19 protein-coding genes and 1 pseudogene are annotated in these 21,343 nt (G+C 44.9%); 15 read left to right on the top strand and 5 right to left on the bottom strand.

Annotation, left to right across the window (positions count from 1 at the left end; genetic code table 11):
• The first annotated feature begins 56 nt into the window (after positions 1-56).
• Positions 57-707: a hypothetical protein gene (locus ACIFSR_RS29210; protein WP_339208401.1), complete on the top strand. Its 651-nt coding sequence runs from the start codon at positions 57-59 to the stop codon at positions 705-707.
• Between the two features lie 25 nt (positions 708-732).
• On the opposite strand, the gene ACIFSR_RS29205 is transcribed toward ACIFSR_RS29210, so the two are convergent.
• Positions 733-1,608 carry an AraC family transcriptional regulator gene (locus tag ACIFSR_RS29205; protein WP_430061935.1) on the bottom strand — a complete coding sequence of 292 codons (876 nt, stop codon included), beginning with the start codon at positions 1,606-1,608 and terminating at the stop codon, positions 733-735.
• A 143-nt stretch (positions 1,609-1,751) separates the two neighbouring features.
• Here ACIFSR_RS29205 and ACIFSR_RS29200 point away from each other — a divergent pair, with 143 nt between their 5' ends.
• The 4 genes from ACIFSR_RS29200 (at position 1,752) to ACIFSR_RS29185 (ending at position 8,784) form a co-directional block, all read left to right on the top strand.
• On the top strand, positions 1,752-4,346 hold the full coding sequence (locus tag ACIFSR_RS29200; protein ID WP_430061932.1) for a GH116 family glycosyl-hydrolase: 2,595 nt from the start codon (positions 1,752-1,754) through the stop codon (positions 4,344-4,346).
• A 397-nt stretch (positions 4,347-4,743) separates the two neighbouring features.
• On the top strand, positions 4,744-6,873 hold the full coding sequence (locus ACIFSR_RS29195) for a GMC family oxidoreductase (RefSeq protein WP_430061929.1): 2,130 nt from the start codon (positions 4,744-4,746) through the stop codon (positions 6,871-6,873).
• Positions 6,874-7,008: 135 nt separating this feature from the next.
• A complete protein-coding gene (locus ACIFSR_RS29190; protein ID WP_339208408.1) occupies positions 7,009-7,470 on the top strand; it encodes a GNAT family N-acetyltransferase in 462 nt (153 codons plus the stop codon).
• Between the two features lie 168 nt (positions 7,471-7,638).
• The gene (locus ACIFSR_RS29185; RefSeq protein ID WP_339208409.1) at positions 7,639-8,784 is read left to right on the top strand and encodes a low temperature requirement protein A; all 1,146 of its coding nucleotides are present in this window, start codon (positions 7,639-7,641) and stop codon (positions 8,782-8,784) included.
• A gap of 52 nt (positions 8,785-8,836) precedes the next feature.
• Here ACIFSR_RS29185 and ACIFSR_RS29180 read toward each other — a convergent pair whose 3' ends face one another.
• Positions 8,837-10,183: a vWA domain-containing protein gene (locus tag ACIFSR_RS29180; protein WP_430061925.1), complete on the bottom strand. Its 1,347-nt coding sequence runs from the start codon at positions 10,181-10,183 to the stop codon at positions 8,837-8,839.
• Positions 10,184-10,384: 201 nt separating this feature from the next.
• A complete protein-coding gene (locus ACIFSR_RS29175) occupies positions 10,385-11,890 on the bottom strand; it encodes a PLP-dependent aminotransferase family protein (protein ID WP_430061922.1) in 1,506 nt (501 codons plus the stop codon).
• 196 nt (positions 11,891-12,086) lie between these two features.
• Here ACIFSR_RS29175 and ACIFSR_RS29170 point away from each other — a divergent pair, with 196 nt between their 5' ends.
• The 6 genes from ACIFSR_RS29170 (at position 12,087) to def (ending at position 15,355) form a co-directional block, all read left to right on the top strand.
• Positions 12,087-12,650, top strand: a complete 564-nt coding sequence (locus ACIFSR_RS29170; protein ID WP_430061920.1) for a GNAT family N-acetyltransferase — start codon at positions 12,087-12,089, stop codon at positions 12,648-12,650.
• Between the two features lie 67 nt (positions 12,651-12,717).
• Positions 12,718-13,062, top strand: coding sequence for a hypothetical protein (locus ACIFSR_RS29165; RefSeq protein WP_339208414.1), 345 nt, complete (start codon positions 12,718-12,720; stop codon positions 13,060-13,062).
• On the top strand, positions 13,049-13,534 hold the full coding sequence (locus ACIFSR_RS29160; RefSeq protein WP_430061917.1) for a nitroreductase family protein: 486 nt from the start codon (positions 13,049-13,051) through the stop codon (positions 13,532-13,534). The genes ACIFSR_RS29165 and ACIFSR_RS29160 overlap by 14 nt, the downstream gene beginning before the upstream one ends.
• A 173-nt stretch (positions 13,535-13,707) precedes the next feature.
• The gene (locus ACIFSR_RS29155) at positions 13,708-14,364 is read left to right on the top strand and encodes a GNAT family N-acetyltransferase (RefSeq protein ID WP_430061914.1); all 657 of its coding nucleotides are present in this window, start codon (positions 13,708-13,710) and stop codon (positions 14,362-14,364) included.
• A 226-nt stretch (positions 14,365-14,590) separates the two neighbouring features.
• Positions 14,591-14,833, top strand: a complete 243-nt coding sequence (locus ACIFSR_RS29150) for a helix-turn-helix domain-containing protein (RefSeq protein ID WP_076270562.1) — start codon at positions 14,591-14,593, stop codon at positions 14,831-14,833.
• Positions 14,834-14,836: 3 nt separating this feature from the next.
• Positions 14,837-15,355, top strand: a complete 519-nt coding sequence (gene def / locus ACIFSR_RS29145) for a peptide deformylase (protein WP_430061911.1) — start codon at positions 14,837-14,839, stop codon at positions 15,353-15,355.
• A 117-nt stretch (positions 15,356-15,472) separates the two neighbouring features.
• Here def and ACIFSR_RS29140 read toward each other — a convergent pair whose 3' ends face one another.
• Entirely contained in the window at positions 15,473-15,952 is a 480-nt protein-coding gene (locus tag ACIFSR_RS29140; protein WP_339208422.1) for a GAF domain-containing protein, read from the bottom strand.
• Between the two features lie 178 nt (positions 15,953-16,130).
• On the opposite strand from ACIFSR_RS29140, the gene ACIFSR_RS29135 reads away from it, so the two are divergent.
• Together ACIFSR_RS29135 and ACIFSR_RS29130 are read left to right on the top strand one after the other, a co-directional pair.
• Complete coding sequence (locus ACIFSR_RS29135) at positions 16,131-16,283, top strand: hypothetical protein (RefSeq protein ID WP_339208423.1); 153 nt, start codon at positions 16,131-16,133, stop codon at positions 16,281-16,283.
• 498 nt (positions 16,284-16,781) lie between these two features.
• Positions 16,782-16,979, top strand: a pseudogene (locus ACIFSR_RS29130) (transposase); the annotation flags it as partial.
• A 100-nt stretch (positions 16,980-17,079) separates the two neighbouring features.
• Here the strand turns inward: ACIFSR_RS29130 and ACIFSR_RS29125 are convergent.
• Positions 17,080-17,655, bottom strand: a complete 576-nt coding sequence (locus ACIFSR_RS29125; RefSeq protein ID WP_430061907.1) for an SGNH/GDSL hydrolase family protein — start codon at positions 17,653-17,655, stop codon at positions 17,080-17,082.
• Between the two features lie 273 nt (positions 17,656-17,928).
• Here ACIFSR_RS29125 and ACIFSR_RS29120 point away from each other — a divergent pair, with 273 nt between their 5' ends.
• Together ACIFSR_RS29120 and ACIFSR_RS29115 are read left to right on the top strand one after the other, a co-directional pair.
• A complete protein-coding gene (locus ACIFSR_RS29120) occupies positions 17,929-19,725 on the top strand; it encodes a sensor histidine kinase (protein WP_430061904.1) in 1,797 nt (598 codons plus the stop codon).
• Complete coding sequence (locus tag ACIFSR_RS29115) at positions 19,718-21,334, top strand: response regulator transcription factor (RefSeq protein ID WP_430061901.1); 1,617 nt, start codon at positions 19,718-19,720, stop codon at positions 21,332-21,334. The genes ACIFSR_RS29120 and ACIFSR_RS29115 overlap by 8 nt, the downstream gene beginning before the upstream one ends.
• Positions 21,335-21,343 lie beyond the last annotated feature (9 nt).

The raw sequence follows: 21,343 nt of genomic DNA, 5'->3' as shown, positions 1-21,343 counted from the left end.
CTGAAGACGCGCTGGCGCTGGCAGCGGAGCTGCTGGATATTCCGGTTGAAGCGGCAATGCGGGGTTATGAGACGGATTCAGATTTTAACCAACATACGAAGGTACTTCATTTGCGCAGCAAGATCCGCTTCACGGATCATTTTGAAGAAATCAATGCACCCAAACTGGCATTCTCAAGCTGGAACTCCTTCGCAGCAGGGGATGTTGGCATTTCGTCAAAGGTTTTATTCGGCCTAATTAATCAAGGGCAAGCCTTTACTGGACTTGATGTGCTGCTTTGGGGGACGGCTCTTGAAGAGAAGTTAATTGAACCAGGACCGGGGATTCTGATATGCACGTCGAACCAATCCCATACGCGGCGTGAATGGAACAGTGACCCGCAGCCGTATGAGTTCGAAGTAAAACAGCCGGGAATGGAGCAACGATTGCAAATTAAGGGATACCGCTATGAATATCCAGAAATGTCCTTTCCCGATGGGTATATACAGATGATGAATCCAGAGACAGCTGCTAAGCTAGGCCTCATGCGTAAGTGGATGGACAGTTTTAATCAAAATGGCTATTCGTTTCAGCTTTCGTTTACAGGAAAACGGGTGGGCAAATTCGATCTATTCATTGCATTTTTTCCGAGAGAGATTGGGGAAGGCCAGCTGGTTAAAAGCTTGCCAGTATTTATTGGTGTAAAACCGGATAAAGGTTCAATTTAAAAGTACGGACGGGCGGCTAATGTAGTTAGTGACGTCGTTCCTGATCATAGTTTCTTTTGAAATAACCGGGATTGACCCCAGTTATGGACTTGAAAGTTTTGGATAAGTGATGAACGTCAGTGAAACCGCAATATTCACTTGTCTGCTGCAGGGACATGCCTTCCTTCAACAGCTCCTGAGCATGCTGGATACGCAAGTTTAGTAAGTATTGATAAGGTGTCATATTGAATTGTTTCTTGAATAGTACTGTGAATCGAGAGGGAGAAAGGTCTGCTCTTTTGGCCATATCGCTAACATTGATAGGTTCTGAGATGCGAAACGCTAAATAGGACGTAATCCAGTTCAAGAAAGGACGACGAGATGACGAGGCAGCTTGTGGCTTCATATAACTTTTGAAAATCACGCTCAGAAATTCATAAGCCAGCTGATTGGCTTCCATGATGCCTAGATAGGTTTGTGATTGCCAGCATTCTATGATTTTGAAGACGAGGTCACGCAGCCTAACGGAGTGCGGAGTTTCTAGTTTAAATGGAATGAGCAAGGAATCGCATTTATGCAATCTAGGTTGTGAATAGGTGGAGTAGGGGGACATGTCCAATTGTCCTGGTCGCGTGATAAAGCTCTTATCCTTCTCTGGATTATAAAAGAAATCCAGATGCACGTAAGGATTGATCGTATCGGTAATGCCTTTGATTGTATGTACGTCCCCGGGCTGAAGCAAACAAAGATCTCCTGCATTCAGGAGATGAATTTTACCGTTGACCTCGATTTCGAATGAACCCTCCTGCACGTAAAAAATGATATAATCCAGCAAATTGCGCTCGCCAAGGAAAAAGGGCGGACGGATCGCATAATCTGATTCGCGAACATAGGGAGCGATGGTGTAGTCCTCTAATTTCATCGTAATCTGCCTCTTTCATGATAAAATAATCGTTTTATACATAAAAAATAGATCTTATATATACAGGAATATAGCTTATATTCCATTAAGATGAAGGTAGATTGTTGTTCAAGTATACCATGATCTTAAGGGAGGGTATAAGCATGAAAAAGGCGTATAAGGGTACTAAAATGAGGGAAATAAGTTTTCCGCTTGGAGGAATCGGCAGCGGAAGCATCGGTCTTGCAGGCAATGGCCGGTTGGTGGACTGGGAAATATTCAACCGTCCAAACAAGAAGAGTTTCAACGGTTTTAGCCACTTCGCAATAAAGGCGGAGCGGGAGGGAAAAGTGCTGGATGCGCGGGTGTTGAACGGCGATTTACAAGCGCCATACGTCGGCGAGCATCTTCGCGGTGCTCCGCTGCATAGCGGATACGGATTCGGACCTGAAAGCCAGACAATGGCGGGTATGCCGCATTTTCGGGAAGTGGAATTCAGGGGGGAATTCCCGTTGGCAGGCATGTCATTCGCGGAAATCGATTTCCCCGGGCGAATCGAATTAGTGGCCTTTAATCCGTTCATACCGCTCAAAGAGGATGACTCGAGTCTTCCCGCGGCTTTTTTTGAGTGGGAAGTTGAAAATACAAATCATGAAACGATTGCATACACGTTATGCCTCTCGGCTGGCAACCCTATTCCGACGGAAAAGGTAAATCACCGATACAGCATGATGGAAGGCACCGAAGGCGAATGCATACACATGATTAAGCTAAGCTCTGACCAGCATGACGATGCGCACGATCAGTTCGGCGATATCACACTGTCAACTGATGCACCAGATGTCAGCTACCAAGAATTCTGGTATCGCGGCGGCTGGTGCGACAATCTCGAGATGTTCAGGCATGATTTCACGCAGCAAGGACATTTGCAAAATCGTCAGTATCCCGTGACTGAGCCGCCTTTGGTACGCAAAGACACGGCATCACTTGCCGCTCATATTGAGCTGAAGCCCGGAGAGAAGAAAAAGATTCGATTCACGATCAGTTGGAACTTTCCAAACGTGGAGAACTATTGGAATCCCAATCCGTTAGGCTCTAACAGCTGGAAAAATTATTATGCGACGCTGTTTGAGGATTCCAGCGCATGCGCGAAATATGCGTTTGACCATTGGGATCGTCTTTACAGCGAGACCGTTAGGTTCAAAGATGCGTTGTTCTCATCGACGGTACCAGATGTTATCAAGGATGCGGTGTCTGCAAATTTATCCGTGGTCAAATCGGCTACAACACTACGTCTAACCGACGGTTCCTTCTATGGATTCGAAGGCAGCATCGAAGATACTGGCTGTTGCGAAGGTTCCTGTACGCATGTATGGAATTATGCTTATGCTCTGCCCTTCCTGTTCCCACGCTTAGAGCGCAGCATGCGGGATTTAGATTTTAAATACAACAAACGCGAAGACGGGAGAATGTCATTCCGGTTAATGCTCCCGCTCGGACGCGAGCGGATGGATTCCCGTGCTTGCGCGGATGGACAATTCGGCGGCGTTATTAAAGCATATCGAGATTGGAAAATATCGGGCAATACAGAGTGGCTTACGTCCGTCTGGCCAGAAATCAAGCAAAGCATTACGTACGCTTGGGCCGATACTAACGAGGACAAATGGGATCCAGATAAAACGGGCGTATTGTCGGGCAGGCAGCATCACACTCTTGACATGGAGCTATACGGACCGAATTCTTGGCTGAGCGGATTTTACTTAGCGGCCCTTAAAGCGGGAGCGGAGATGGCGGCATTCTTGGGTGAGAGTGAAACTGCTGACGAATTTGACAGCCTGTTTCAATCGGGGAAACGATGGATCGACGAGCATCTGTTCAATGGCGAGTACTACGTGCAACAAGTCGATTTATCGGATAAATCGCTGCTCGATAAATTCGACACGGATACCGTCAGCACGTATTGGAACAATGAACGAGGGGAAATCAAATACCAGATTGGGGAAGGCTGCGTCATTGACCAAGTCATTGCACAATGGCACGCTAATTTATGCGGTTTGGGCGAAATTTTCGATAAGGAACAGATGCGTACAGCTTTGAAGTCGTTGTATCGGTATAATTTCAAATCCAGCATGAGGCGGGAAGCGAATACTTGGCGCTTGTACTCTCTTAACGACGAGGGCGGACTCGTGATCTGCACTTGGCCAGAGGGCCGACATAAGCCGGCGATTCCGCTGACTTATAACTCGGAGACGATGACCGGCTTCGAATACCAAGCGGCTGCGCACATGATTCAAGAGAGTTTCATCGATGAGGGGGTTTCCATCGTTCAAGCGATTCGGGAGCGTTACGACGGCGAGAAACGCAATCCGTGGAACGAGATCGAATGCGGCAGCAACTACGCGAGATCTATGGCCAGTTACTCCTTGCTGCAAGCCTTCAGCGGCTTCGAATATGACATGGTCGAAGGCATGATTGGATTCAAACCTGTTCAGCCGGATGTGGATAAGTTTCGTACGTTATGGTCGCTTGACATGGGCTGGGGCGTCTACGAGCAAAGCGAGACACAGACTCAGCTGCAATTACTGGGCGGCAAGCTGGTCGTAAAATCGATTGGATTACCCGAAGATAGAATCGAAACGATTAAACAAATCGAATTAGGCGATGCTAGTTTGGTTTATATCATCGTAGAAGATAGGATTCATTTTGAACCGCCGATTATCATTGATGCGGGAAACATGCTTGTAATTAAGCATGCTTAGAGGCAAGAGGTTAGTTTTATCCAGTCTGACAGAACGTATCCTACCTCATTAAGTTAACTATTTCGACCAAAGCGGCATTTGTACGTATGCTTGATATGCGTTTTAACATCCAGAAAAGCTCTAGTTTATGGGCATTTGCGAACTTAAGCCTATAACCACTGTTCTCAGAAACGGTGGTTTTTTGTTTTAGTAGTTTACTATTTTGGAATGAACTAAGAATGAAAAACACTTGAACAACTCGGTGAAAAGTATAATATGGAAATGAAGCTATATTTAATAAGAACTTGGGGACTGCGTGAAGCAAGCTGTTAAGGTATCGTTGTGCAAATAAAGGAGGAGCGTACATGAGGATGAGTCAAGACGCTGCTGTTAAAAGCCAATGGGTGGTGGAGGTTCGATGAGGATTGACGATCAAGAGTATATTTCGAGCGAGCTTCTTTTAATTTTGGAAGCGGTTGCAGATCAACTGATTCCAGGAGATGTATGGCCGTCGGCGACCGATGGAGGAGTTATAGCATACCTGAAACGTATTGCTGCTCAGGATACCGTTGCCTGGACGGATCTAATAGAACCAGGACTTCGTGCATTGGAAGCAGAGGCATTAGCTCTCCATAACCAACCATTTTCGGAACTGTCGCCTCATGAGAAGGATCGATTGTTGCGCGACGTCGAGCATGATTCTTTTGGCGGCTGGCCTGTTTCATCCAAACGTTTCTTTGACACTTTATTATGTCTGGTCGTTGAAGGATACTATGGAAGCCCGGAGCTGGGCGGGAATAGTGAAGGCAGATCATGGGAAATGATCGGGTTTCGTCCGGGCACTGTCCCCGAAAACATTGACACGGCCCCAGAAATAGATTTACCGCAAAAAAACTTCGATCAGCTTCGGGACCAATATGATGTGGTCATCATAGGTGCTGGCGCTGGCGGCTCGGTTGCGGCGGCTGTATTAGCTGAATCAGGGCTTCAAGTTCTCGTTATTGAGCGTGGAAGCTGGCTTCGTTACAGTCAGGTAGGCAGTGATCATTTGCGCAACCATCGCTTTAGCAAATATGGTCATAACACTGGACCAGGAATGGAAGGCAACCCTCGTACGATTCTATTGGCGGGCGGAGATGAGCGAATTACGTCGCCTATTGATGGGGACTATCATAATAATGCAATGACACTGGGTGGAGGGACACGGGTTTACGGTGCGCAGGCATGGCGATTTCATCCAGATGACTTCCGCATGGCGAGTCGCTATGGAATACCAGATGGGAGCTCGCTGAGCGATTGGCCGATTAGCTATGAAGAACTTGAACCGTATTACATGCGGGCAGAGTGGGAAGTTGGCGTCTCTGGTGATGGGAATGCCCATTCTGGACGCGGGAAGCGACGACAGGATTATCCAATGCCAGCGCTGTCACGTACGCTGGAGGCAGAACGTCTAGCAAGAGCAGCAGAAAAGTTGGGATGGGAAGCGGGTCCGGTGCCGCTGCTCATCAACTCCGTTGATAGGGACGGTCGGCCAGCTTGCGGCCGGTGCGGACAGTGTGTTGGATTTGCCTGCCCGACCAATAGCAAGAATGGCGGGCATAATACGATGTTAGTGAGGGCACTCGCAACAGGTAACTGCGACCTGATCTGTGATACCACGGTGGAGCGCATTGACACCGAGGGTGGAAAACATGCTACCGGGGTTCGTCTCGTGCAGCAATTGGAGGGCTCAATCCAGCGACGGATAATACGGGCGGGGCATGTTGTGGTTGCCGCCGGAGCTATCGAAAGCGCACGCCTCCTTCTCAACTCGGCAACGGAATCAGAACCGGATGGAATCGGCAATCGGAGCGGACAAGTAGGAAGAAACCTTCAAGGCCATGTCTACTCTGGTGCTTACGGCCTCTTTGATGAACCGATTCAAGACGGTCTAGGTCCGGGAGTGAGCATTGCCACTTTCCGCTTTGACCATAGTAACGAGGGCATTATCGGGGGAGGGTTGCTTGCTAACGAGTTCACTCGGTTGCCGATTATTCACTGGTATCGAGCGCTTGCCCCGAATGCGGCGCGATGGGGGAGCGCAGGCAAGGAAACCATGCGGCAGAGCTTCTTGCGCACCAGCCAAATTCAGGGGCCGATCCAAGAGATCCCGAGCGCGGAATCCCGAGTACGGCTATCAAATGCGATAAAGGATCGCTTTGGCATACCTGTTGCTCAGCTCTCGGGTAGCGTCCATCCTGAGTCGCTGCGAGCTTCAGCCATGCTGGGAGAGCAAGCAGAGAAGTGGCTTTGGGCTGCTGGGGCAAGTGAAGTTTGGCAAACTCGGGCAGGTGGCGGGCTTAGCGCAGGACAGCATCAGGCAGGTACACTTCGCATGGGCAATGACCCTTCAACTTCCGTCACTGATCCCTTAGGTCGTGTACATGGATACGACAATCTCTGGGTGAGCGACGGATCTGTGCACGTGACCAATGGCGGTGTTAACCCGGTGTTGACGATCATGGCTTTAGCTTTCCGTACTGCAGAGAACCTCGTGAAACAAGGGTAGCGAAAAATTATAGAAGCATAGTAACAAAAAAATGAATCATAAAAAGACTCGCTAAAACCTAAGATGGTCATCTTGCTATCAGAGATGCGTAGTGGAAGAACTGCATCTGTGCAGTTCAAAAATAGGGAGGTAATCATGTCCATTATACGCCTTGCTACCCTGGAAGATATCGATGAACTTGTTCGAATGCGCTGGGAGTTCTCGGAAGAGGAGAACAGCGATAGTACACTAAACTATGAGGAGTTCCATCAAACTTGTTATGAATTCTTAGTTAAAGCAATGAAAAGCGGAGACTGGTATATTTGGGTAGCAGAAGATTCAGGAAGCATAGTGTCACATATGTATCTTCAACTCATTCATAAAGTACCGAGACCCGGTAAATCCCCGGACCCTTATTATGGATACGTGACCAACGTATATACGCGACCTTCATTTAGAAATCAAGGAATCGGCAGCGACATTCAACTGGCCATGGAGCATTGGTCAAAAGAAAATAAAGTCGAGTTCCTTTTGGTTTGGCCGAGCAGCAATAGTGTGCAATTTTACTCCAAAAATGGCTTCTTTCGCTGCGATGAAGCGATGGAAAAGCATTTATAGTTTTATAATAAGAGCAGGAGCTGCGATAGCCTGCTCTTCTTTTTTTTGTTCTATCAGAAAATAATCAGATTTCTCTATTCGTATTCGTCCACATCCGCTAAGATGGGTTAGTACTCAAAAAGATTGATAGCGGGGGTTCAGCACCCCAATAGAAAAGGAGCACTAACCATGATTAAACAAGTACTAGGATTACAACAGAAAGAAGGATCTGCTGAAAAGAAGGTTACCTGGCTGGAATTGTTTTATGATTTGCTTTTTGTAGCGGCAGTTTCAAAAGCAGCTCATGTCTTGCTGCATGTCGAGAATGGCTCCATTCCAGTAGAATACTTAGGGAAATTCGTACTAATCTTCGTTCCAATTTGGTGGGCTTGGGTGGGACAATCGCTTTTTGTAAATCGCTTCGGACAAGATGTCTTATCCCACAGAATATTTCTCATTCTACAATTATTTTTTGTATTAATAATGACGGCTAGCTTATCGGTTGATTTTGATCAATATTATGTTTCATTTTTAATAGGCTATATTGGTTTAAGAGCTATGACGGCTATTCAATATTTAGCGGTTCATAAGAAAGAAGAAGCACATAAAAAGATCACTGCTCATTATTTAGGGAGTCGCTTTTGGATTGGTTTGGTCATATCTGCATCATCATTATTTTTTGACTCGTGGATACGTTATGCCGTTTTGTATGCAGGAATAGCTGTAGACATATTGCTGCCTTTAATCGGTCGAAAATATTTAGTGAAAAGCCCGGTAAATACTCATCATTTATTAGAACGCTTCTCTCTGTTTACGCTTATTCTGCTTGGCGAATCCGTAATCAGCATACTAGCCGTATTGCAGTCCAGCAACTGGACGTGGCAATCTATCTTATTTGCGTTAATTACTTTTGTGTTAATCATCGCTATGTGGTGGCAATATTTTGATAACGTCGAGAAGAAAGTAAACAAATCAATAGAGACTGCAGGACAAACGATTATTTATGGACATTTATTCATTTATTTATCGATGTGTATGATCGCTGCTTCGATTCAGTTGTTATTTTTGAAACAATTAGATTATTTATTTATGTTAGGTTATATGTTTGGATCTGTATTGCTCTATTTTTTTTCAACCTCATTAGTTTTCCATAAGTATAGACATGAACATCAAAGACTGGGCATATCACATTTAGCACTTTTCTTAGGGCTGCTACTCGCTTTTTTTACAGTGGATTTGTTTCTTGTACTTCCCAATTACATAATCATTGGAGAAGTGATGGTGTTTTTTGTTGTATATGCAAAATTAACAACGCAAAACGTGAAAAAGCCATGAGCACGGATCATTGCTGAACGGTGCTCATGACTTTCGACTTGTATACTGCTTGCTACGGGCTGATGATACCTTTGGCCCGAGCGTCTTTCAGCCACTGCGGGTATTCATTGAATAGTCGATCATACAGATCCTCGTCACTAACTTGGTCCAAATCATCCAGCGCAAAAAAATCGGCGTTATCGAGTACTCGTCCCCTCAAATCATCGAGCTTGCGCAACACGCCGAAGTCGGCATTACCGAGGCCGACAAATTGCCAAAATATATTTTGACCGGAGCTATCAATAAGCAGCTTCGAAATTTTCTTCGTTTCATAGATGCCGCCATCGCTGAAGAAGACAATATAGGTTGGCATTTTTGAAGGCTCTTCTTGTGTATACTTCTTGATTATATCGGCCATAACGAGAGGCTCATTATTACCTGCCCCGAGGCCGCCAAATAGGCGAGGGGCCGGATATGTATTTTTAACATAATTTTCGTATTCATTTTCGTTTACGCTCTTCATTCGTTGACTCTTCGAGGCAAAGAACCAGACATCCATCATGCCATCGTCATCCATGCTTGCAGCTACTGCAAGTACCCGCTCAAATGCTCGCTGCACCACGCCTTTTTCGTAGAGAGCATACATGGAGCCGGAGGCATCGAATATAACAGCTACCCGCGCTTTTTGCTGATCGATATTTTTTTTGCGAAGCGATATGGCCACCTTTTGCTTCAACAAATCAATTTTGTTCAAATTAATTTTAGATGGCGCTGCACTTGCCGAGGAGCTCGCTGCGCCTGAGCGTGCAGCTTTGATTTCGGATACAGCTTTTGAGCGTGACTGATCGGCTTGAATCGTCGGAGCAGTTGGGGATGGGGGACTGCTTGTATCTTCTTCCTCAGCAACGTTTACGCCATGAGCTTCCGCGAGCGGTTTCAAACCACCATGGAAACCTTTGCCAACTGCACGAAGCTTAAAGCCGCTTGAATGCAGGTACAACTCGGCGAGCACTAGCGAGGTTTCAGCATTTCCTTCTGTTATTTCATATACAACTTTATTCACCGAGGTATCGGCTGTGATTTGGCATCCCTTTACATCTGCGAACGTTCCCGGTCCATCAAGGGTGATCGCAAATACGCATTTTTGAATTTTCGATGACTGGAGGGCTGAAAGATTAATGATGAATTCACTATTCCATTTGTCTTGTGGAGTGAATTGCACGATGCGCCCAGGATCGGCAGGCTGGTTGTAAAATACGAAATAATCATCGGATGAAACTTTACCGTCAGAGCCTACCATAAAGCAGCTGACATCGAGCTCTGCTGGCGAATGCTTGCAGGAAATGGCAACCTTCACCGAGGTCGCGTCGCCAAGGGGAGCATTGGCGCCTGTTATTAATTTAATCGTAGAAGTACTCATACGTTCACTCTCCTTGTCTCGTACTGAGAATGTGAGGGATAACCTGCATATTATGGAAACCTTACACTGTAATGGTTGAATTATATCATAGGATTGAATAGAGAACTATTCTAATAGATGGGTGTGATTTAATAGATTATCCATGCTTAAGAATCAATCTGCTTAGCTTATGTCCGGTGAGAATGGGTTGGTTGTTGGAATTTATAATTTTGATTCTACAAGCTTCCAAGCTTCACTCATTCTTTCTATTCCGTCTGTCAAATCATCGTCTGTGAGGTGGGAAAAGCCGAGGCTTATGCCAATCCGATTACGGTTCGTTCGATCTTTCACCCACTCGACGCCTGCTTCCCGGCAAGCCTTCTCAAAAGCATCATAATCCTCTTGTGCTCCTGTCCACCAACCGAAAATATGCAAACCTGCATCTCCCTCAACCCAGCGAATCGGAATGGTCAATCGTTTCAACGCGTCGCGCAAAAGAGTGAATTTGTGGCTGTATATTCGCTTCATTCGTCTCAAATGCCGTTCATACAGCCCGCTGTTCATGAATGAGGCGAGTGCCCGCTGCTCAAGAATTGCGCTTGGATGCGGCTCATATAATGCCTTTGCTCTAGCAAAGGGCACGACTAAAACTCTCGGCAGAACAACAAAACCAAGCCTTATATCCGTCATCATCGTTTTGGAAAATGTTCCTGTGTATATGACGAGATCAGCTGAAGTTTCCAAACTTTTGAGCGTCTCAATCGGTTTGCCTCGGTGGCGGAATTCACTGTCATATTCATCCTCGACGATAAATGCACTCTGTTCAGCGGCCCATTGGAGCAGCTGCTGCCTTCGCTCCATGTTCAACACAGCCCCCGTTGGGTATTGGCGATTCGGTGTAACAAAAAGCAGCTTGGCATTCCACGGTTGCGGAACTAGTCCTTGATCGTCAACTTCACCTTCAATCAACATTGCTCCTGAAGCAAGCACAGCTTTCCGAATCCCGTAATAACCGGGGCTTTCGGCTACGACGGCATCCCCAGAGCCTGCTAAAAGCTGTGTCAACAAGGCAATTGCTTGCATCGATCCGTTTACGATCGCAATTTGCTCCGAATCAGCAACAATACCCCGATAGCGCTGAAGATGCTTAGCGATGGCTTCGCGCAAAGTTTCCACACCAAGCGGCTTGTGTGCATCGATATTAGCTTTTTCTGTCATTTTCCTTGTTTCATCATACAGGCACCGATTCCAGTCTTCCTTCGAAAACGAGCTCATGTCGGTTATTCCTAGTTGAAATGATATTTTCTCGGAACATTTTGAATGCTCTGAACCATCATTTACTAATGTCTGATGGCTATTCGCCCCATCAATGTGGGTATCTGTTTCCCTGACATGAACTGCCATGCCTGCAATCCGCTCACCCCATTCAGACAATTGTATTTCTCTCTTGGCAAAAGGGAGCAAAGAAAGGTTCGTTGTCTGATAACTAACGTATGTTCCGCTGCCGGTCAAGGGAGCCACATACCCTTCAGCTGCGAGTGCTTCAAGTACATTCGAAACTGTACCGCGTGAAAATCCATACATCCTCGCTAGTTCCCGGCTTGAAGGAAGCTTATCCCCATGGACAAGCTTGCCTTCCAACAAAGCATCCCGCAGCGCATGGTACAACATCTCATATTTGGTGGTGTAACGTTCTTTATACGGCTCTAAAGCTAAATAAATAGTCATGTTTGCTTACCTGCCGTTTCTAAAGTGGTCTAATGAAATGGATCGAAAATGGATCTATTACTAATCCGATATGCATCATATAATGACAACAATCTCACATTTTCAGTAAACAAGCAATACGGAATCCATACCTTAGCAGAGATACTATTCTTATATAAAATCGGAGGTCACGGTAATTAATACAGAAAAAAACACATTGCAAGGAACGCGCGCAAAGCTGACCTTGTTGGAGGAGCATCATGCTGGCATGCTGCTGGAAGCGGCAAAGGACACACCGATTTGGGGTGTGTCTTTGAAAGGGATTTCTTCGTTAGCTGACGCCGAGCAGTATATTGGGCAAGCCAAAAAAGAAGAGGCGGCGGGAACCTGCATTCCTTTTGTTATATGGGATCAGGTACAGAATAAAATCGTTGGGAGTACCCGATTTTTCGATATTTCAGCAGAGCATCGCGGTTTGGAAATCGGCTATACCTGGATGAACCCCAGCGTTTGGCGGACAAGAGTGAATACCGAATGCAAATATTTGCTGCTGCGCGAAGCATTCGAGAATCACAACATGATCAGAGTACAGCTTAAAGCGGATCTTCGTAATACGAGGTCACAGGCAGCTATTGAGCGCATCGGTGGCATTCGAGAAGGGGTGCTGCGCAACCATCGCGTGTTAAGTGATGGCTATATTCGCGATACAGTAATGTACAGCATTACAAATCAGGAATGGCCGTCGGTTAAGGCAAGGCTGGAGTCTTATCTCTCTAAATAAGAATGGAGTTAGACCTTTTTATTTGTAGATAATGAATAATTTCTTGACAACTCGAGGTGGAATAACGATGCACGAGGGAAGACACGGACTCATAGGGCATCATCAGCACAGAGGACACAGAAACCGGGGACATGAACACGATGGTAGCAAACATGAGCGTTCTTCAAGCGCTCAAACCTTCCGCCGAGGCAGAGCGATTGCATTCCTTGAGAGACTTCAAACGAAGCGCTCTACTTTACTGCATCAACTGAATCAGCCAGAATACGACGCCATCAAACTAGTTATAAGTGGTGAATTAAAAGCAACGGATGCGATTATTCAGGAGTTTATCCATTCGTTTGAGCTTCGCGAAGCAGCTCCTGAAAGCGACAATAACAATAATGGAGAAGATGAGAAAAATGACAGTAACTGAAGCAATAGGAACCCGCAGAAGTATTAAATCATTCCGTTCTCAGCCCATTTCCGAAGTTGATTTGATTTCTTGGCTTGAGACTGCCAGCTATGCGCCTAACCATCGCTTTAACGAGCCTTGGGAGCTCTTGTTTATTGGGCCAGATACAAGAACTAAATTAAATCATAAAACGGACTTTGGCAAAGCGCCTGTCGTTATTGGAGTATTGTCTAAACCAGGTTCGACTTCATTTGAACGCGATGAGAATGATATGGCTGTCTCTTGTTTTGTACAGAACTTCTTATTAGCCGCTCATGAAGCTGGTGTTGGTGTGTATTGGGCATCTCTAGGGGCTTTGGCTCACAACCGCACCATTCTAGATGTGCCGGAAGATTACGATGTTATTGGTATATTTGGAATTGGTTATCCAGCAGAAGTTCCAAATGCTAAGCCAAGAACATCAATTGCTTCCAAGATTACGTATCTCTCTTAAAAATAAACCTCTCTACAGTATTGCTTGGTTGTGGGGAGTTTTTTTGTTATTAGTGAATGATCTAAAGCAAGAAATATTCACTTTGACTAGCCACAGCATTACGATATATTTAAAGCAATTCCACAAATTCATTTTCAAATGACAAATGATCAAAATATAAAGGTTGTGATTCCATGCTAACGCCCGTCACCCTTCGAGGGGATCTAGTCCATCTCGAACCAATGACGATGGACCACGTCGATGCTCTCTGCTCCGCCGCCTCGGAAGATCGGTCACTTTATACGTATACCAATGTGCCAAATGGGCGGGTGGATACCGAACGATATATAGAGGGTGCGTTAATGTCTTACGAGAAAGGCCGTGCAGTGCCATTTGTAGTTCGTCATCTTGAAACAGAGCGGATTGTTGGCACCACAAGATTTCTGGATTTAGAAGTTTTCTCATGGCCGCCTCCATGGCCTCCAGGCGTTGCGAGTGGACCATCGCCTTCGGATGAGAAAACGCCAACCGTGGCCGAAATCGGCAGCACTTGGTATGCAGCATCAGTTATTCGTTCAGGAGTTAATACACAGTCTAAGCTTCTTCTGCTTACCCATGCGTTTGAAACGTGGAAGACAACTAGAGTTTCGCTCAAAACAGATGCTCGCAATTTACGTTCTCGTTCAGCGATATTACGGTTAGGTGCTGCTTTTGAAGGTATTCGAAGGGCACATGTCCCTGCAAGTGATGGGGGTATTAGAGATACAGTTTATTATTCGATACTTGCCGAGGAATGGCCATCTGTGCGGGCCAATCTTCAAGAACGTCTTCAAAGAGGATCAAATCGTTAGGGGCCAGTTCCAATGATCTTCAATTGAAAAGTGATTTTTTAAAATATAACCTCTCTAGCGTGAAGATACACGGTATAGAGGTTTTTTGTGTTTTATGTAGTCAAGAGCGTTGAACAAAAAGAGTGAGCTAATTTGTTGAGAAAATTTATATTTAATGATACTCTAAATTTAGGCAGTACCTAATTATTTTAGTTGTTGCCTAATGCGGTGTCGAGGGGTGTTTAACTTGCTTGAATGGATGCTCAGAAAAATGATGGCTGATCGAGGAATATGGACGGGTGCAGCGCTGGCTCGCCTGCTGGAGGATAAGGCTAACTATAACCTTTCTGCTCCTTCAATCAGTGCTCTAATATCAGGTAAACCGAAGCAAATGAAGGCTGAAACGCTAGATGCACTTTGTACTGCTTTAGAATGTAAACCTAATGATCTATGGGTACATACCCCAACTTTACAAGTCAAGGAGGCTTAGTTTGTGGCTATAAAAGCAATTCTGCCTTTTGGTGATCCTGTTCTTCGAAAGAAAGCTAAGCCAATTGAAAGCATTACTCCGAAAATTTTAAAGCTATTAGATGATTTGGCTGAAACACTCTACGATTCGAATGATGGGGCTGGTCTAGCTGCTCCTCAAATAGGCATTCTAAGAAGATTGATTGTCATGGATTGTGGCGATGGGCTAATTGAACTGATTAACCCGGAGATCGTCTATCAAAGCGGTGAACAAGTTGGCTCTGAAGGGTGTTTATCTCTACCTGGATATTATGGCATAGTTAAAAGGTCACAACATGTGAAAGTGAAAACGTTAACTAGATCAGGTGAAGAGCTGGTTATTGAAGCAGAGGGTTTTCTGGCGAGATGCATACAACATGAGGTGGACCACTTAAATGGTAGGCTTTATATAGATCTTATCCAAGAGAATTCTTTTTTTGTAGAGGGGACGAATGAACGGGCAGATCTTATTGAGGCATGCAAGTTATCTTATACAAATTTGTAATAGAGGATTGTTAAAATTCAATGTTATCTCAACCTAAAACGAGCCACTAGAAGCGATTCTAGGGCTCGTTATTTTTTGGGATATGACCTTCACGCTTAGTAAAACAGGAAATATGTTTTACAAGTGCTGGATCAGTTGCTTAACGAGCTTCTCCAAATAAAGCTGGTCAACCTCGTCAAAACGATTAAGCTCAGGGCTATCTATGTCGAGAACGCCGAACAACTCGTCGTTTATAATAATTGGAATAACGATTTCGGATTGGGATGCGGCATCACAGGCGATATGTCCCGGAAACTCATGCACATTTCCAACTCTCACAGTCACTCTTTGGCTGGCAGCTTTCCCGCAAACGCCCCGATGTAGAGGAATGCGGACGCAAGCGGGTAATCCTTGAAAAGGTCCTAGGACTAGTTCTTCTCCCCGATACACGTAAAATCCAACCCAATTAATACGATCTAAAAATTGATTAAGCAAGGCCGATGCATTGGACAGGTTGGCAATTACATCAGATTCACCCTCCAGCAAAGCTTGAAGCTGCCGTATGGCCAAATCGTATTTTTGCTCCTTTGATCCTTCGTATTGTTCTGGATGAAACATCGTTCGACTCCTTTATTGTAAATGGGATTAGTTTATCATTTTTTGTTGTACATCACATTTTAGCATACTCCCTAATAAGATTTAAACATTTCGAAATAACCGGCAAATGAAGCAGCGGAATTCAAATGGATTAATTTTCAATGGGAGAACGCATACTAACAAAAAAGGAGTGATGGTTTTGGAAAATAATAAAGACAATCCGAAAAAAGACTACAAGCCAGACATTACGAATTACGATTATGTTTGGGGCAGTGACCAAGATGAATATGTGAAAAACGACCAACCAGCTGACGAAGCAACAAAGCAAGAAATTGAACTTTCGGAAAAATGATTTAGTAGCATGTATATTTAAATCATAAAAGAGGCTGTTCCTTAAGCAATTTCCGAATCATGCAGCCCCCACTTTTCACGTAATATGCTGGCAAAAAAGAACCTTCAGATTCACTTTCGTAGTGGTTTTGAAGGTTCTTTTGCACATAATATGGGATTCACTCACTCCGGTTTACCCTGCTGGGATATCCCCTATTCTAATTCGGCAAATATGCACTTCTACATTGTTCTTCATTATTTTCTATCCTGCATATTCGCAGGATAGCGGAATCATTCTCATACTTACGTGTAGCTATACTGTATTTCCTACAACATAAGCGCTCTAAAACTACTAAAATGGCAGATCATATAGAAAGTTATTCCATAAATACAACATAGATCTCCAACACAGCTAAACATGGGCGAAGTTCCTGCAATTGTGCAGGATAGCTGAACATTGATCGCGGAGATTGCTGTTGGTGGCTTCTCAAAATAACACCAAAACAAAGAAAAAGTGTAAGGATATGCGTTGTCGGTAAGACGAATGATTGAACCTGAAAGTATATTCGGGCAAATCAAGAATAACCGGGGATTTCGGCGTTTTCTGCTTCGCGGCTTGCCTAAGGTAAGTCTAGAGGTCGGCTGGCTTTCGCTTGCCCATAATCTGATGAAGCAAGCAAATAGTGACCTGAATAGAAAAATAGCCGTACAGGAATAGCTCTCCTGACGGCTATTTTTCATATTTCCCAATATTTCCGTTCAAAGTGAGCTATCTCTTCAGCGAGCTAAACGCACGCTTTTGGGACAGCCTCTTTTTGCTATTTGCAACGATTAAAGATGATTTCACCAATTTTTCTGTATCCTATGGAGTTGGGGTGAATCAAATCCTTAGACCAAAAGGTATTGTCTTCAGCCATTGGATGATTCCAGAAATCGATAAGCATTAATTTGTACTCGCTGCTAAGTGAACGAACGACTTCATTTGCTTGTAGCAGCTGTTCTTTTATTACTCGTTTTTTTTCATCAGGCAAAGGCAATCTAGCTGTAAAGTCGGGAAGATTTCCGATTATAACAGCAGCACCTGACTTGCTTAACGCATCTATCATGAGCTCCATTTCCGACTTATACTCATTGAAGTTCCAGCGGCCTTTTAAAATATCATTAGCGCCTGCAATTAGGCTGACTAAGTCGGGCTCTAGTGCTAGAGCCTCTTCCAGCTGCTTTAAACGAATCTCTTTGGTTATCAATCCACGTTTAGCCAAATTGGTGTATTTTAATGCGGGCTCATGCAGCTCGGCGAAGTGATGGACCCAGCTCTTTAATGGGGTCTCCTCAACTTCATCACCAATACCTTCCGTAAAGCTATCACCTATAGTTACAAAGTGTTTCCACATATCGGGCACCTCTTTCTATTTTATGTATACCTATAGTATAAGACACCTATGTAATGGAGTCGAAGACTAGATGAATCAAGCTATTGATTTATCTAGTCTTTTTTCTGTCCAAATGTTAAAAACGTCAATGTTGAAAGCACATGAAATCGCTTAACATTAAACTAGTGTTTGTATTGCATTTGGGCACAATCTTCTAAATAATGAAAAAGTGTATACGGTGAAGCCGTATCATTTGCAAGTGGAAACAAAAAAACGAATCTAAGCTGCTGCTTCATGGCAATCTTAGCAAAAATGGAGGCGGTACTTATCCGTACAGGGTTTAGCAGAATAAAGAGCTCACTGTTGCTTCGCTTCGCGTTATTGCTGGCTTTGTTGCTGATACCGATTATCTTGATCGGGAACAACTTTTATTCTGGAGGCAGGGAGCTGCTGCGAAGGGAAATATCCAACTCGATGGAGTCGAGGGTTGATGCGAATATACGTGCGATGGAGAAGGAAGTCGAACGGATTCAACTGCTGCAGTTTGAATTAATTAATGACGAATCGCTGAACAAGCTGGCGGTTATTCCAGACTACATGAATCAATATGACAAAAGCCAAGCCATATTAATGGTACAGGACAGGCTGTTTGCACTAAAAAACAGCAGCGTCTATATATCGGATGTGTCCGTACATATTCCTTCCCTTAACCGTACGATATCCGCTATGCAGGGAACGGGCGCGATGATGCATGAACAATTTAATGCTACTAGTGAGCTGGCTAGAAAGAGTCCGGGAAAAGCGATTTATTTCCTCAATCATATTCCGTATATTGTACTTGTTCACGAGGTGCGTGGTTTGTACGAAGCGGAAAATGCGATGTATTCCATTATTGTGGAGCTCTCACCACATGAACTAAGCAAATCACTTTCCTCTTTAGAGAGCAGCGAGAATAGCGGCTCCGTTCTAAGCGATCCGAATGGCGATTTTATTATTCGCACTCATCATTATGAGAATCCCTATTTGGATCAGTACATCGATCAATATAAATCGGGTGCACCGAATGAATACGAGAATATTAGGAGTGTCGGCGAGGGAGATGATAGAGTGCTCGTATCCTCTCGGTTCTCTGAGCTTCTCGGGTTCTCGCTCATTCATTTTGTTCCTGAGAAACATTTGTTCAATAACTTACATCGATACCAGCAGCTGTTCTGGGTGTTAATTGCCGTATTCCTCTTCTTTATTATTGTTTTGTGTCTTTCCTTGTACCGTATGATCCATCGGCCGCTGCTGGCGCTTCTGCGTGCATTTAGGAAGATGGAGAAGGGCGAATTGGACGTAACGATTACCGAGAACAGCCGCAGCGAGTTCGGATATTTACTCCAAGGCTTTAATAAAATGTCCCGTTATATGCGGGATTTGATTGAACAAGTATATACGCACAAAATATTAGTTCAACGAGCTGAGCTAAAGCATCTACAATCACAAATTAACCCGCATTTTCTATATAACAGCTATTTCACGCTCTATAATATGATTGCGGTGGAAGATCATGACAGTGCCAAGCAGTTCGCTTCACAGATGGGCAGCTATTTACAGTACATTACCCGCAATTCCTCAGATGAAGTACCGCTTTTCGAGGAGGCCAAGCATGCTACAATTTATGCTGAAATTCAGGGCAGGCGCTTTCGTCTGCGGATGAAGGCCAAGTGCGGCGAAGTTCCAACCGCTTACCTTGAGGTTAAGGTACCGCGCCTTATTCTTCAGCCCTTAATCGAAAACGCTTTCGAGCATGTATTTGATCATGTGGAGGAAGGCGGACTTCTGTCTATCACTTTCGAAGAAGCAGAGGAATGTTTGTTGATTCGTGTGGAAGACAATGGCCTATTATTGGATCAGGAACGGCTGGAGACGCTAGAGAAGCTGCTGAGGACGGATGAAAGTACGATTGAAACGACTGGCCTGCTAAACATACACCGAAGGTTGCGGATGAAATACGGGGAGCGAGGCGGAATCGTTGTCGAGCGCAGCCGTCTTGGAGGATTAGAAGTTCGTTTGACCATATGGAAGGAGGACAAGGCGTATGCTTAGATTGTTAATTGTTGATGACGAGCCCGATATTGCGGACGGCCTCTATACACTTCTGCAGGAACGTTTTCCGATCGAGTTCGAACTGTATAAGGCTTATTCTGGAAAGAGCGCTCTCGAATGGTTAAGGAGGGGAAGATTTGACATCGTAATGACCGATATTCGGATGCCTGTTCTAAGCGGTCTGGAGCTTCACAAGCATATTCGCAGGTTATGGCCTAGATGCAAAGTTGTTTTTTTGACCGGGCATAGCGAATTCGATTATGTATACGAGGCTATCCATTATGACAATACCAGCTATCTTCTGAAGACGGAAGGCCATGAGAAAATTTTGGATACGATTGGCAAGCTGGCAGAGAATATCGCCGGAGAACAGCAGATTGAAGGTCTTATGGGCAAAGCGATGCAGCAGATGGAGCAAACGCTGCCGCTGCTTCAAAACGAGCTGTTAAGCGAACTGCTCTATGATGAATCATTTGATAGGCGCAGCAGGTGCAATCAATTCGAGGAGCTGGGTATTCCGCTCGATCCGAAGCGTCCAGTTCTCCTTATGATGGCTAAACTGATCGGATTGGATTCTGGATCACGGCAGGCTGGAAAAGCGCAGCTGCATGCAGGGATGAAGGTAATCGAGGAGCAGTATGGTTATTCCCATCTGTATATGAAGTATATATTTGTGGACAAGGAAACAATGGCCTGGTTCATCCAACCGGCATCCAGTCATCTAAGCGAACCGATTGAACAATCTGCTTTGTGGAGCGACACTCGACTAGCGGTTCGGGAATATGCGGAGAATGCAGAGGCTGCTTTTCAGCAATCTTTCCATATTTCACTATTTTTTCTGCTGGACAGGTCTCCTTGCGAGTGGGATGACATTGCCGACCGATGGGCGATGCTGGAGCATGAGTATCATCGTCAATCCGGTGATCGAAACGGTGTTGTTCAAGTTGAATTCGGCGAGACCGAGCTTTACCTTGCGAAGATGCTGCGCAAAACGGATTTGTTTGGCGAATATTTAGCAAACGGCCAAGCCGAAGCGTTCGATTCCGCCTGGGATCGCTTCAAAGCTGAGCCTATGAGAATGGAATCGGTTTACTCTGCGCTATCGCTTGTTTTCCTGCGCCATATTCATCGTTTTAATTTGCAGGAGCGCCTATCGGTACGCATTGATTTGTCGGTATTAATGCAGCCGGCAGCTGATCAAGTTAATCTGTCATCATATATGGATTATTATTATCGACTTGCCATGACGATTTTTGAGATGCAGCAGCAGGACCAGGCTGAACGCCGCGACCGGACCATTGATCTTGTGAAGAGCTATATTCACGATCACCTAGGAGAGGATCTCTCTTTGGTGCGTTTATCTGAGATTGTACAATGGAATCCGTCTTATTTATCCAGAGCATTCAAAAAGGTGACGGGTACAAACGTGCTCACTTATATCCATGAGGCTAAGCTGAAAGAAGCGATGCGGATGCTGCTTCAACCAGATCTGAAAATTCATGAAATAAGTGCCGCGCTTGGCTTTATTTCACCGCCCCATTTTACACGATTCTTCAAGAAAGCAAGCGGTTATACCCCACAGGATTATCGATCGCTTGAAGAACGATGATGGATGGGC

It is taken from the genome of Paenibacillus sp. NRS-1760, assembly GCF_050467785.1.
In the GTDB taxonomy this organism is placed as follows: Bacteria; Bacillota; Bacilli; order Paenibacillales; family Paenibacillaceae; genus Pristimantibacillus.
Note: the sequence above shows the minus strand (reverse complement) of the source record. Positions and strands in the feature narration are given on the sequence as shown.